The 13,923-nt window shown below is 30.0% G+C and carries 11 protein-coding genes; 2 read left to right on the top strand and 9 right to left on the bottom strand.

Going from position 1 to position 13,923, the window contains the following annotated elements:
* The first annotated feature begins 47 nt into the window (after nt 1–47).
* Nucleotides 48–656, top strand: a complete 609-nt coding sequence (lexA, locus tag B3B03_RS00455; RefSeq protein WP_035132284.1) for a transcriptional repressor LexA — start codon at nt 48–50, stop codon at nt 654–656.
* 75 nt (nt 657–731) lie between these two features.
* On the opposite strand, the gene B3B03_RS00450 is transcribed toward lexA, so the two are convergent.
* The 8 genes from B3B03_RS00450 to B3B03_RS00415 form a co-directional block, all read right to left on the bottom strand.
* Nucleotides 732–2,015, bottom strand: coding sequence for a methionine gamma-lyase family protein (locus tag B3B03_RS00450; protein WP_346876200.1), 1,284 nt, complete (start codon nt 2,013–2,015; stop codon nt 732–734).
* A 120-nt stretch (nt 2,016–2,135) separates the two neighbouring features.
* The gene (gene miaA, locus B3B03_RS00445) at nt 2,136–3,077 is read right to left on the bottom strand and encodes a tRNA (adenosine(37)-N6)-dimethylallyltransferase MiaA (protein WP_346876199.1); all 942 of its coding nucleotides are present in this window, start codon (nt 3,075–3,077) and stop codon (nt 2,136–2,138) included.
* 18 nt (nt 3,078–3,095) lie between these two features.
* Complete coding sequence (mutL, locus tag B3B03_RS00440; protein ID WP_346876198.1) at nt 3,096–4,949, bottom strand: DNA mismatch repair endonuclease MutL; 1,854 nt, start codon at nt 4,947–4,949, stop codon at nt 3,096–3,098.
* Between the two features lie 29 nt (nt 4,950–4,978).
* Complete coding sequence (gene mutS / locus B3B03_RS00435; protein WP_346876197.1) at nt 4,979–7,603, bottom strand: DNA mismatch repair protein MutS; 2,625 nt, start codon at nt 7,601–7,603, stop codon at nt 4,979–4,981.
* 47 nt (nt 7,604–7,650) lie between these two features.
* Nucleotides 7,651–9,009 (bottom strand): tRNA (N6-isopentenyl adenosine(37)-C2)-methylthiotransferase MiaB, encoded by a 1,359-nt coding sequence (gene miaB / locus B3B03_RS00430; protein ID WP_346876196.1) that lies wholly within the window; start codon nt 9,007–9,009, stop codon nt 7,651–7,653.
* Nucleotides 9,010–9,225: 216 nt separating this feature from the next.
* A complete protein-coding gene (locus tag B3B03_RS00425; RefSeq protein ID WP_167403110.1) occupies nt 9,226–9,396 on the bottom strand; it encodes a hypothetical protein in 171 nt (56 codons plus the stop codon).
* A gap of 717 nt (nt 9,397–10,113) precedes the next feature.
* Nucleotides 10,114–10,443 (bottom strand): HesB-like protein, encoded by a 330-nt coding sequence (locus B3B03_RS00420; RefSeq protein ID WP_035132274.1) that lies wholly within the window; start codon nt 10,441–10,443, stop codon nt 10,114–10,116.
* Between the two features lie 195 nt (nt 10,444–10,638).
* Nucleotides 10,639–11,205: an MEDS domain-containing protein gene (locus B3B03_RS00415; RefSeq protein ID WP_035132272.1), complete on the bottom strand. Its 567-nt coding sequence runs from the start codon at nt 11,203–11,205 to the stop codon at nt 10,639–10,641.
* A 307-nt stretch (nt 11,206–11,512) separates the two neighbouring features.
* On the opposite strand from B3B03_RS00415, the gene asnB reads away from it, so the two are divergent.
* Nucleotides 11,513–13,378, top strand: coding sequence for an asparagine synthase (glutamine-hydrolyzing) (gene asnB / locus B3B03_RS00410; RefSeq protein ID WP_035132270.1), 1,866 nt, complete (start codon nt 11,513–11,515; stop codon nt 13,376–13,378).
* A gap of 57 nt (nt 13,379–13,435) precedes the next feature.
* On the opposite strand, the gene B3B03_RS00405 is transcribed toward asnB, so the two are convergent.
* A complete protein-coding gene (locus B3B03_RS00405) occupies nt 13,436–13,909 on the bottom strand; it encodes a hypothetical protein (RefSeq protein ID WP_346848128.1) in 474 nt (157 codons plus the stop codon).
* Nucleotides 13,910–13,923: the final 14 nt, after the last annotated feature.

Below are 13,923 nucleotides of genomic sequence, written 5' to 3'. Positions count from 1 at the left end.
ATTCTTTATTTCTTATGGTATAATTATCTAGATTGAGAGGTGTTTTCATGATTGAAATTAAAAGTGGTAAACAATCTGAAATTTATGAGTTTATTAAAAATCAAGTTAATACTAAAGGGTATCCCCCTTCAGTAAGAGAAATTTGTGAAGCTGTAAATTTAAGTTCAACATCTACGGTTCATGGTCATCTTACTAGACTTGAGAAAAAAGGCTTAATAAGACGTGACCCAACTAAACCAAGGGCAATAGAATTACTGCAAGAACCTCATAATAAAAAAGAAATGATTAATATTCCTATTATAGGTAAAGTTACAGCTGGAATTCCTATACTTGCCCAAGAAAGTATAGAAGATTATCTAACTATCCCCCTTGACTTTGTAAACAGTACAAATGAATTATTTATACTTAAAGTTCAAGGTGACAGTATGATAGAAGCTGGAATCCATGATAAAGACTTAGCTATAATAGAAAAAACTTCTATTGCATCTAACGGAGATATTGTAGTTGCTCTAATAGAAAATGAAGCCACTATAAAAACTTTTTTTAAAGAAGATGGGCATATTAGACTACAACCAGAAAACTCCACCATGGAGCCAATAATTGTTGACGATTGCAAAATCTTAGGTAAACTATCAGGAATCTATAGAAAATATTAAGAAGCTATAATAGCTTCTTAATATTTTTTATATAATAAAATAAATTTATTATATATCTATTAATTTAACTCCTAATTAAGATAATATTCTAGATATAGCCATTAAAACTCCAACTTTTCCATGATCAAAGGTCAATCCACCTTGAAGATATGCTATATATGGCTCTCTTATTGGAGCATCAGCAGAAAGTTCAATGGAAGAACCTTGTATAAATGCACCCGCAGCCATAATTACTTCATCTTCATAACCAGGCATAGCCCAAGGTTCACATTCTACAAAGGAATCTATTGGAGAACCAGCTTGAATACCCTTGCAAAACTGAATTAATTTATCTTTATCATTAAATTTAACAGCTTGTATGATATCACTTCTCTTAGTATCATATTTTGGGAGTACCTCAAAGCCTAAAAGCTCCATTACCCTTGAACAGAATATAGCTGTCTTTACAGCTTCCATAGCCACGTGAGGAGCTAAAAATAATCCTTGATATAAACTTCTCATTACACCAAAGGTAGAACCACACTCTCCGCCTATACCTGGAATGGTCAATCTATATGCTGCTTGAGTTACATAGGCTTTTTTACCTGCTATGTAACCACCTGTTGGAGCAATTCCTCCACCAATATTTTTTATTAAAGAACCAGCTATAAGATCAGCTCCTACATCTGTTGGCTCTATAGTATCTATAAATTCGCCATAACAGTTATCAACAAAGCAAATTACTTCTGGTTTGATTTCTTTAATTGACTTTATTATTTCACCGATTTCCTCTACTAACAGTGCATTTCTCCACCCATATCCTGTAGATCTTTGAATATGTACAAGTTTTATGCTATTGTCTTCTTTTAAAGTCTTTTGAACCTCTTCAATATTAACTTTACCTGCACTTGTCAACTCTAATTGCTTATAGTTTACCCCATATTCCTTTAAAGAGCCTATATTTACATCCTTAGTTATTCCTATAATGTTATGTAAGGTATCATAAGGTGAACCACATATACTCAGCATTGTATCTCCTGGTCGTAGGTTGCCAAATAAAGCACATCCAATAGCATGAGTTCCATTTACAAAGTGTGGCCTAACTAGGGCTGCTTGTGTATTAAATACTCTAGCGAAAACCTTATCTAAAGTATCTCTACCAACATCACCATAACCATATCCACTAGAATTAGTAAAATGCATATCACTAACTCTTTCAGCTTGCAAGGCACTAAGAACTTTTAATTGATTATATTCTCGAATATCATCCATCATAGAAAATTGCTCTTGAATATCCTTTAAAGCTTCTTCTGATACTTTAAAAACTTCTTCATTTATTTTAAAGTTATTTATTAAAAACTCTTTAGTTTTTTCTATCATAAAAAATCGCTCCTTAAACATAAAATAACATTCTAATACTAACATAGCTATAAATATTAAGCAAATAATTCCTTAATATTTATAGCTATCTATATATCTTATACAATATTTAAAATTAACTTAGTCTTTATATTTTTTCTCTTTATAATCATTAATAATAAATTTTGCTACATCCTCATCATTAGAAAAATCATCCTTGTCTATCCACTTAACCCTTGGATCTTTTCTAAACCAAGTAAGCTGACGTTTTGCATAATTTCTACTAAATTGCTTTATATTTTCTATAGCCTTCTCTTTAGAAACTTCACCATGAAGATGTTGTAATAGCTCTTTATAACCTATTCCCTTCATAGATTGCATATCTGTGGTATATCCTTCTTTTTCTAACCTTATTACTTCTTCTAGAAGACCAGCGTCTAACATTAAGTCAACACGATGATTAATTCTTTCATAAAGCTTATCTCTATTCATATTTAATACATAATAATAAACTTTGTAAGGTATATCAAAAATCTCATCATTTTTAGCTGCTTCAGATATAGGAATTCCTGTTACCTTATAAACCTCTAAAGCTCTAATTACCCTTTTAAGATCATTGGGATATAACTTGTTATAACTCACTTCATCAACGGCTTTTAACAGCTCATGAACATATTCTACTCCATTTTCTAAGGCTAACTGTTCTAGTTCTTTGCGATAAGCTTCATCTTTATTAGTCTCAGCAAAACTATAATTATAAATAAGAGAATTAATATAAAGCCCAGTGCCACCTACCAGCATGGGAAGCTTATTTTCAATGCTTATTTCTTCAATGGTTTCCTTTGCCAAAGAACTAAACTCTGCCACACTGAAGTTTTCACTAGGATCTAAAAAATCAATGAGATGATGCTTCACACCATTCATCTCTTTTTTGGATATCTTAGCAGATCCAATATCCATCTTCTTATATATCTGCATAGAATCAGCAGATATTATTTCCCCATTAAGTTCTTTGGCAATATGAATTGAAATCTTTGTTTTGCCAATACCAGTAGGTCCTGCTAATATAAATAAATCTTTCATTGCTTTAATCCCTTCATACTAAATTCTTTTAAAACTTTTTTCTATTTCCTTTAATGAATATTTAATTATAGTAGGTCTACCATGTGGACATGTAAATGGTTCATCTATATACCTTAACTCTTCAAGGAGGGATAGAATCTCTACATCGGACAATTTATCATTAGCCTTTACAGCTGCCTTACAAGCAAGAGAAGCTATTTTATCATATTTTATATCTATGGTTAAACCACTGCCCATGGATTTTATATTTTCTATCATATCATGAAACAAATTGTTTATATGAGGTTTCCCCAAAAACACTGGAACTTCTCTAACTAATACGTCATTTTCACCAAAACTTTCAACCACAAATCCTGCATTTAAGAAAATTTCTTCATTATCTTTATAAATTGCATATTCATCAAAGGTTAATGGAATGATTGTAGGTACAGCTAAAATCTGACTTACCACATTAAAATTACCTATATTTTTTCTATACTTTTCAAATAATATCTTCTCATGAGCAGCATGCTGATCGATTAAATACAATTCATCTAAATATTCACCAATTATATAACTATTAAAACACTGTCCAATAAGTTTAATTGGTGGAATTTTAGGAATCCTTGATATTTCCTTATTAGAATATATATTATCTCCTTTAGGTTCAACTTGATTTTCAATAGGAATTTCTCTTATATAAGAAGGTTTGTCATTATAATTTGCTTCTTTATTAAATCCAAAATCCTTATTATAACCTAAATTATTATCCTCACTAGTATAGTGATTATCATTTAAATATCCAATTTGACTAGGTTCTGAAGAAGTATAACTTTTATGTAGTTTATCCTCTTGAACTATAGCTAAATCCTCTATTTCTTCTGGTATAATAAAACTCTTCTTTAAGCTTTCTTTTAATGCACTATGAACTCCATCAAATATAGTTTTAAATAAAACTCTTTCCTCTAAAAACTTAACTTCATTTTTAGTTGGATGTACATTGGGATCTATAAATTCTGGAAATATATCAATGTGTATAACGAAGAAGGGAAATTTATTTACCATAATAAAGGATTTAAATGCATTCTCTACCGCAGCAGTTATTAAAGAACTTTTAATAAGTCTCTTATTTACAAAAATGCTTTGTCTATTTCTACTACCTCTACTAATACTTTCTTTTCCAATATATCCATATACAGATAAAATATCGCTATGGTTTTCTATTGGTATTACATTTTCATATACTTCTTTTCCATATAAAATTCTAAGGGTTTTATCTAGTTCATCTTCACTAAAGGTTCTAAGGGTTTGTTTTCCATCATTAATTAAGGTTATAGAAGTCTTATAATTTCCTAGAGCTAGCTTTAATACCAAGTCATTTATTATAGATTTTTCTCTTTGATGTGATTTTAGAAACTTTTGTCTCCCTGGAGTATTGAAGAATAAATCTTTAACTTCAATTTCCGTTCCTAAATTACAACCTACATCTTTCTCATAGATTACTTTTCCACCTTCAATATAGATCTCTCTACCATAATCAAAAGCTTCCATCCTTGATTTTAGTCTTACCTTTGAAACAGCAGCTATACTAGCAAGAGCTTCTCCACGAAATCCAAAGGATTGAATGTCGTAAATATCCTCTACGGAACTTATCTTACTTGTACCATGAGGCAAAAAAGCTATTTTTATATCTTCAGGATGAATACCACGTCCATCATCTGTGATTCTTATAAGCTTATTGCCACTATCTTCTATTTCAATAGTTATGTTTTTACTATCAGCATCAAGGCTGTTTTCCACTAATTCCTTAACAACAGAACTAGCTCTTTCAACAACCTCTCCTGCTGCAATTTTATTGGCAGTGTTTTCAGATAATAAATTGATTCTTCTCATAATACACCCACCTTAAATAATTATTTTATCTATATATTCTTAGCTTTTTTTATAATATCGTATAATTTATTAAATCCATCCATAGGTGTAAGATTAAGTACATCTATAGATTTAATTTCGTCAATTAGGTTTTGCATCGCTACATCTTCAAAAGCTATTTGCTGAGTTAAACAAATTTCTTTTTCTATTTTTTCTAATTTCTCTGTAGATGGAATTACGGTTTTCGCTTCTTCTTTGATTATATCTTTTGAAGTGCCATCTTCTAAAGTTTCTAAAATTTCTCTTGCTCTAGAAATTACTGCTGAAGGTAATCCCGCAAGCTTAGCAACCTCTATACCATAAGATTCATCTGCTCCACCCTTTATAATTTTACGTAAGAATATAATATTATTATCTACTTTTTTTGCTGAAATAGAGTAATTTTTCACTCCTGGAATTTCTCCTTCTAGCTTAGTTAATTCATGATAATGTGTGGCAAATAGGGTTTTGCATTTAATATTTGAATTTTTACATATATACTCTATAACTGCCCATGCAATACTAAGTCCATCGTAGGTACTAGTACCTCTACCAACTTCATCAAGAAGAACCAAACTCTTATTGGTAGCATTATTAAGAATATTTGATACTTCCCACATTTCTACCATGAAGGTACTCTTACCACCAGCTAAGTCATCAGAAGCTCCTATTCTAGTAAATATTTTATCACAAATAGAAACATTTGCTTCTTTGGCAGGAACAAAACTTCCCATTTGAGCTAATAATGTAATTAAAGCTACCTGTCTCATATATGTAGACTTACCAGCCATATTAGGACCAGTAATTAACATAAGTCTATTGTCTTCAAGATCTAAGGTAGTATCATTAGATATAAAGCTATTTGCCTTTGTAATAATTTCTACAACTGGGTGTCTGCCCTCTTGAATTTCTATGATTCCCTCAGTATTAATTACAGGTTTCACATAGTTATGTTCTCTAGCAACCATAGCCAAAGCCCATATACAGTCAATTTCAGATATAAGCTTAGCTGTATTTTTCATTCTCTCTATATTTTCTTCTAATTTTTCTCTAATCTCTGTAAATATAGAATATTCAAGAGCAATTAATTTCTCTTCTGCTCCTAAGATTTTATCTTCCATCTCCTTAAGCTCAGGAGTTATATATCTTTCAGCATTAGACAAAGTTTGTTTTCTAATATATCTTCCTTCTGGCACTGAGGAAAGATTAGATTTTGTAACTTCTATATAATATCCAAAAACCTTATTATAAGAAATCTTAAGGGATTTTATACCTGTAGCTATTCTCTCTTCATTTTCTAAATTTGCAAGCCAAAGCTTTCCATTAGTTTTACTTTCTCTTAATTCATCTACTAATGAATTATAACCAGTTTTAATAATATTACCTTCCTTAACAGACAAAGAAGGTTCATCCATAATAGAGCTTTCGAGAAAAGTCCAAATATCTCTTAGCTCATCTAAGTTAGAATAAACATCCTTCATTAAAGGACTTGTAAGATTAGAAATAAGTTCTTTAATCCTTGGAACTTTAGCAATGGAATGCTTTAATGATATAAGTTCCTTTGCATTTATTGCAGTAGAGCTTATTTTACCAACCAATCTCTCAATATCATAAATGCTATTTAAAGCTTCCTTTAAATCTTCCATTAAGATTATATCCTTAGTAAACTCTTCAATGGCATCTTGTCTATTTAAAATATCTTCCTTAATAATTAGAGGCTCTTCTAACCACTTTCTAATTCTTCTTCCACCCATAGATGTATTTGTTTTATCTATAACCCATAAAAGAGTTCCTGTTTTTCCTTTATCTCTGATATTCTCTACCAGTTCAAGGTTTCTTCTTGAGTTAACATCTATGGTCATATAGGTGCAGATATCATATATCTCTATATGGTTTATATGAGTCAAGGAAACCTTTTGAGTTTCTTTTATATATCTAATTAATCCATTACAAGTTTTAGTTACTATTTCTGACAATTTATCTATTTCTATGTTCAAGAACTGTTCTTTAAGATCTTCTTCTTCCATATTAAAATTATCGTCTTGGAAGTGGGATATATAAAAGGATGTTCTATTTATAATTTCATCCATAATCTCTTGGTTAAAGTTTTCTGTAATAATTATCTCTCGAGGATTAAATTTACACAGCTCATCTATAAGTACATTAATATTATATTTAAATTCAGTAGTATAGAAATCCCCTGTAGACACATCACAAAAGGCCAATGCAATGTAATTTTCTTTCACATATAAACTAGCTGTATAGCTATTTTTACTCTCATCTAAATAGGAAGCTTCTGTGTAAGTTCCTGGGGTATAAATTTTTACTACATCCCGCTTTACAATTCCCTTAGCCACTGCTGGATCTTCTACCTGCTCACAAATAGCTACCTTAAACCCTTTTGATATTAAGGCTCCAATATAATTCTTAGCTGCATGGAAAGGAATCCCACACATAGGAGCTCTTTCTTCAAGACCGCAATCTCTTCCCGTTAGTGTTAATTCTAACTCCTTTGATGCAACTTTAGCATCATCAAAGAACATTTCATAGAAATCGCCTAGTCTGAAAAATAAGATACATTCTTTATATTTATCTTTAATTTGAAAATATTGTTGCATCATTGGAGTTAATGCCATATATATCTCTCCTTCATAATTATTTAAAAAAAGCGACAAAGTCGCTTTTATACTTCTTCTCCTATTAATGAAAAAGAATTTGCTTTAGTGATTTTAACATTAACTAACTTACCTATATTTTCTTTATTACCAGTAAAATTAACTAGTTTACTTGTTCTTGTCCTTCCGGTTAATTTTGTATCATCACTTTTACTTTCACCTTCTACAAGAACTTCAACAAGTTTTCCATCATAAAGCTTATTTTTCTTAGCAGAAATTTCATTAACGACTTCAACTAATCTATTAAATCTCTCTTTTTTAACTTTTTCATCTACTTGGTCAAACATTAAGTCTGCAGGAGTACCACCCCTTCTAGAATATAAGAAGGTAAAGGCAGAATCATACTCAACTTCTTTAACTAGACTTAAAGTATCTTCAAAATCTTCTTCAGTTTCTCCTGGGAATCCTACAATTATATCCGTAGTTAATGCTACGTTAGGAATTCTTTCTTTAATTTTTCTAATTGATTCTAAATACTGCTCTCTAGTATAGTGTCTATTCATCTTTTTTAATATTCTTGATGATCCAGATTGTACTGGAAGATGAATAGATTCACATAACTTATCTCCAGCTGCAATTACATCAATTACTTCATCACTTAAGTCCTTTGGATGAGAAGTCATAAATTTCACTCTCTCAATACCATCTACTTCATTTATTCTTCTTAAAAGTTCTGCAAAGTTAATATTTTCGTCTAATCCCTTACCATAGGAGTTAACATTTTGTCCAAGAAGGGTTATTTCTTTATATCCCTCTTTAACCATACTCTCTATCTCTTTTATTATTTCAGCAGAGTTTCTACTTCTTTCACGTCCTCTTACATGGGGAACTATACAATAAGTACAGAAGTTGTTACAACCATACATTATTGTAACAAAGCCTTTTATAGTACTTGCTCTATCAATAGGAGCTCCTTCTATTATATCTGCTTCTTTATCCCAAATTTCTATTATAGGTCTTTCTCCACCTAAAGCTCTTCCAAGATATTCTGTAAACTTATAGGCATTATGAGTTCCTATAATTATGTCTACAAAAGGAAACTTACCTATTATTTTGTCTGCCATTCCCTCTTGTTGCATCATGCAACCTGTAACAGCAATAACCTTATTAGGGTTCTCTTTTTTTAGTTTTTTTAAAGCCCCTAGGTTTCCATCTACCTTTTGCTCAGCATTTTCCCTAACACAACATGTATTAAAGATAATTATATCCGCTTCTTCTTTAGAGTCAGTTCTTACATATCCTAATGGTTTTAATCCACCAGATAATTTTTCAGAGTCCTCTTCATTCATTTGACAACCCCATGTTTCTATAAAGTATTTTAAATTTTTATTTAGACCATATATATCAATCTTATTATTTTCATTCATTTACTATTTCCTCCATTTTTCCTTTTGAATTTCTATAGTATTATAGCATATAAAAGATATAAAAAGAAAGTCTAGTAAGCAATGATTAATCCTTTAAATCATGTAATCTAACCATAATAAAAGCACCTACTCTTTATTTAAGTAAGTGCTGCTTATTACTTCTTTTAGTTTAAATTGCTACCATAATGTGTACTTTATTTTTATTCTCACATTATTTTACCATTTTCCATCATAGCTAATTGGCTTAGATTTTTTATCTGAAGTTTTAGCCCTTCCTTGAAGTTCTGGTACTGGATGAACTTCATTTTTAGGAAAGTGATTATGTTTATTACTTTCTGTACCATGTGAATCTTTTGGATCTGGTCTTCTCATTCCTGCTTTTGCCATAATATTTCCCTCCTACTTATTTGTCACCATTAGTTTAAACAATATGAAAAGTTTTATACTCAAATATGTTTTCTATAGATGGAAATAAGTATATTAAAATAAAAGTACAATGCTAAATAAAATTAACATTGCACTTTTATTTTAATATAAGATTTTACTTATTCATTAGCCGCAGCTACTACAACTTGAGCATCCGCCACCTTCAGCTTGCTTTTCAGGCTCTATAGAAAATCCACCTCTACCATTCTCTTCGCCTGAAAGAATAGTAAGAGCTCCAAATTGCTCAGTAACAGACTTATCTACTAAGAATGTAAGTCCGTCTACTACTTCTGTGTTATCAGTATCTTTTTTTTCATCTAAAACTAGATTAAATGATGGGCCGCCTCATCCCATACCTGCAAAATGAATTCTTACTGTATCTGCTGTAACTTCATTATCTTTTAAAAATTGTAAGAATTCAACGGTAGCTTTATCACTTATTTTAACTGTTGACATAATCTTTACCTCTTTTCCTTTTCAGTTTTATAGATACATTACTATTGTGTCAATGAATCTACATATTTATTACACTAATAAATATTACTATGAATGTCAATTGTATTTATCATTGGATTTATTAATAGATTTTATTTGAAATAAATATACATACTAAAAAAAGTGCAATATTAAACAAGTTTAACACTGCACTTTCAGTAATATAATTATTATTTATTAAATTTAACCGCAACTTGTGCAACCAGCACAACCGCCACCTTCTGGTTTTTTTTCTGGTTCTATTGAGAACCCACCTCTACCATTTTCGTCTGCAGAAAGAATTGTTAATTCACCAAATTGCTCAGTAACTCCCTTATCTACTAAAAATGTAAGTCCTTCTACTACTTCTATGTTATCAGTATCTTTTTTCTCATCTAAAACTAGATTAAATACAGCACCACCACAACCCATACCTGCAAAATGAATTCTTACTGTATCTGTGGTAACTTCATTATCCTTTAAAAATTGTAAGAATTCAGTAGTAGCTTTATCACTTATATTAACTATTGACATATTTTTCTTCCTCTTTTCTATATATACTAACTATTATCTCGATATAATTAAATCTTTATGACATTAAATATAAATAATTTCAATGTCATTTATATTTATATAATATCATAGCCGTTATGTGTGTCAATAGACTTATTTATCACTCTTTTCTATAGAACTTTATTACCTATAAGAGAATGTAATAGCCAAATTTTTCTATACTATATTACTCTCTACTTGAAAGGATTCTATTGGTAAAATTTCATTTCCAAACATCCTATAATCATGGTATTTATAGGAGCCTCTCATAATGTCTTCAGTAATAGTTTTTCCTCTATTTACATAATCTAAAAAGTCATAGGATGTCAATATATCTATACGTTCCTCTTCGCATATATTAGATAAAGCTTTAATAAATTCTTGAAATATTGTATTGCATGTATTATTTAATATCTTAGCACCATCTATTATAAAGCAACCTCCCCAAAATCCTGAATTTGAGGCTTTGGCTTTAAGATCTCTAAAAAACTTTGAAATCATCGTAGAGTTTATATTTTCATTATAGGATGACATTAATATACTACTCATCTTAATATTTTCTATCATTAATCTTTCATTTGAATCTAAATTATTAGTAAGTAATTTATATATATCTTCATCTACATAAAGATAAACATAGTTATTATTTTCTATTTGCTGTTTTATGTATTTATATAGATTAATCACCAAATGATCCTCTCCATAATAATAAAAACAGATATTTTTACCGCAACAATTACTCATAATCTCTCTCCCCTTAATTAATACCATATTGATTCTATTATTATTATTCTATTACAATGTTTAATTACCTTTTTTTTCCATAAAATAATTATCTGATTATTTTTACATTTTATTACAACCATTTTAAAGTTCTTATCCTGGTTGAAAAGTTATCCAACTTATATAACTTTTCATGTAGAAATATGGTATACTATGTGATAGAAATAATAGTTAGGTACTACTAATTATATAATAATGAATATATTGATTAAGATAGATATATATTGTAAAATATTTTTATGTGTATAAACACTAAGGAGGATTATCGATGTGCGGATTTGTAACGTTTTTTAGCAATTCTAAAATACTAGAAGAAAAGAAAGAAACTCTTCGTGATATGAGAGAAGTTATTAAACATAGAGGCCCAACTCAAGATGGAGAGTATATGGACGAAAATGTTTATTTAGGTTTTAAAAGACTAAGTATTCTTGATTTGGCAAACGGAATTCAACCCTACTCTTATAAGGATGAATTAGAAATAGTTTTTAATGGAGAAATATATAATTATATATCTTTAAGAGATGAATTAATAAAAGAAGGCTATAGTTTTACTACTAACTCAGAGGTAGAAGTAATAGCTACATTATATACTCATTTAGGAGATAAGTTTGTTGAGAAACTTAGAGGAATGTTCTCATTTATTATTTGGGATAGAAAGAAAAAAGTATTCTTAGGTGGAAGAGATCCATTTGGAATAAAGCCATTTTATTATACAGAAAATGAAACTGGACTTTATGTAGCTTCTGAGCTTAAGAGTTTTCATGCTAATCCAGATAGCGACTGTGTTGATATTGATAATGGAGCACTTCATGACTATCTTACATTCCAATTTGTACCTGAACCTAAAACTCTACTAAAGGATATAAAGGTTTTAAAACCAGGTCATATTATAAAGAAAGAATTAGGTAAAGCTCATGAAATAAGTTGCTATTATTCGATCAAGTTTAACCCTACTCCAGGACCTAAAGATGAAAAGATGGAAGAAATTCGTAAGGCCATAGAAGATTCCGTTGAACTGCATATGCAATCTGAGGTTCCTGTTGCATCTTTCTTATCAGGTGGGATTGATTCTACTGTAGTAACTGCTTTAGCAAAAAAACACATGCCGGACTTAAAGACCTTTACCATAGGTTTTGACCGAAATGGATATAGTGAAATTGATTTAGCTAGAGAATCAGCTGATAAACTAGGGCTAGAAAACATAAGTAAAATAGTTTCTTATGAAGAATTTGCCAATGAATTACCTAAAATAATTTGGCATATGGATGAACCCGTAGCAGACCCTGCAGCTATACCACTTTATTTTATAGCAAAAGAAGCAGCTAAGCATGTTACAGTTATTTTATCTGGAGAAGGCGCTGACGAGGTATTTGGTGGATATACTATTTACCATGAACCTAATTCGTTAAAAATGTTTGATTATGTACCTGGCTTCTTAAAGAAAGCCTTAAAATCTGGTGCATCCCTTATACCAGAAGGAACAAGAGGAAAAAGCTTTATTGATAGAGGCTGTACTCCTATGAGAGAGCGTTATGTTGGTAATGCAAAAATCTTCTTAGATGATGAAAAAGAAGGAATACTTAATAAGTATGAGTCAAAATATACAATTAAGCGATCTATGAATGATATCTATGATAGAGCTGCTCAGTATGACCCTATTACTCAAATGCAGTTTGTAGATTTTAATACATGGCTTACTGGAGATATCCTTGTTAAAGCTGATAGAATGACTATGGCTCATTCTTTAGAGCTTAGGGTACCTTTCCTAGATAAAGAAGTGTTTAAAGTTGCTTCAAAGCTCACTGCAGATGAAAAAATCAATGGTCATGTAACAAAATACTTATTAAGAGAGTCTTTTAAATCAGAATTACCATTCTTAACTGCTCTAGATAGAAAAAAACTGGGATACCCAGTTCCAATAAGATTATGGCTTAAGGATGAACTTTATCAATGGGCTATGGACATAATAAAAAATAGTAATGCTGATGAATTTGTAAATAAAGCTGCTGCTATTAAATTAGTAGAAGATCATAGAAAGGGTCCATTTGACTTAAGTAGAAAGATTTGGACAATACTTATATTCTTAATTTGGCATAAAGTATATATAGAAAGAGAAACTCCTTTTCTAGATTAAGATTAAAGACGTAGAACTCTAATAAGAATTCTACGTCTTTTTATTTGTATTATAAAACTATTTAACTACACTTATGTTGTTCTCTTTTAACCAATCAATTAAATGATTAATTAAAAATTCATCTCTAAAGGTATAAAATTCATCTAATTTGTCTTTATTAATTAAAACTCTATTAAAAGTTAATAGAGGATTTGACCAATCAACCTTACTATAAATTTCATTTTTGTCATTAGGATTTAAAGTATCTAAGTAGCTTTTCATGGAATTCACTAATATACTTTCATCTATTAGTGGAATATAAAGATAATTATCACTATAGTTCATAGTAACATCTTCTGCTTCCGTAGCTAATTCCTTTTCCCAACTTTCAAGTTTATCAAATTTGGATTCATCCTTTAATGCTTCTATAATACTTTGAGGAATGTAAGAAAATTCACCATCATTTAAGTTTAAATAACATTCCCCTTCACCTCTTGTTTCTGATAAGCTAAGCTCTAACATTAAGTCTAAATCAATGTTTAAATTATTCATAAAATTTTCACCTA

The sequence above is a fragment of the Clostridium sp. UBA5712 genome, assembly GCF_002419845.1.
Lineage (GTDB): Bacteria > Bacillota > Clostridia > Clostridiales > Clostridiaceae > Clostridium_J > Clostridium_J sulfidigenes.
The sequence above is the reverse complement of the archived record's forward strand: the minus strand, read 5'-3'. Positions and strand labels throughout refer to the sequence as shown.

Excerpts from the sequence above, each read along its gene's own strand:
- B3B03_RS00425 (WP_167403110.1), bottom strand. The coding sequence starts at position 9,396 with ATGGCAAAAGCAGGAATGAGAAGACCAGATCCAAAAGATTCACATGGT.
- B3B03_RS00450 (WP_346876200.1), bottom strand. The coding sequence starts at position 2,015 with ATGATAGAAAAAACTAAAGAGTTTTTAATAAATAACTTTAAAATAAAT.
- miaA (WP_346876199.1), bottom strand. The coding sequence starts at position 3,077 with ATGAAAGATTTATTTATATTAGCAGGACCTACTGGTATTGGCAAAACA.
- lexA (WP_035132284.1), top strand. The coding sequence starts at position 48 with ATGATTGAAATTAAAAGTGGTAAACAATCTGAAATTTATGAGTTTATT.
- B3B03_RS00420 (WP_035132274.1), bottom strand. The coding sequence starts at position 10,443 with ATGTCAATAGTTAATATAAGTGATAAAGCTACTACTGAATTCTTACAA.
- B3B03_RS00405 (WP_346848128.1), bottom strand. The coding sequence starts at position 13,909 with ATGAATAATTTAAACATTGATTTAGACTTAATGTTAGAGCTTAGCTTA.
- miaB (WP_346876196.1), bottom strand. The coding sequence starts at position 9,009 with ATGAATGAAAATAATAAGATTGATATATATGGTCTAAATAAAAATTTA.
- asnB (WP_035132270.1), top strand. The coding sequence starts at position 11,513 with ATGTGCGGATTTGTAACGTTTTTTAGCAATTCTAAAATACTAGAAGAA.
- mutS (WP_346876197.1), bottom strand. The coding sequence starts at position 7,603 with ATGGCATTAACTCCAATGATGCAACAATATTTTCAAATTAAAGATAAA.
- mutL (WP_346876198.1), bottom strand. The coding sequence starts at position 4,949 with ATGAGAAGAATCAATTTATTATCTGAAAACACTGCCAATAAAATTGCA.
- B3B03_RS00415 (WP_035132272.1), bottom strand. The coding sequence starts at position 11,205 with ATGAGTAATTGTTGCGGTAAAAATATCTGTTTTTATTATTATGGAGAG.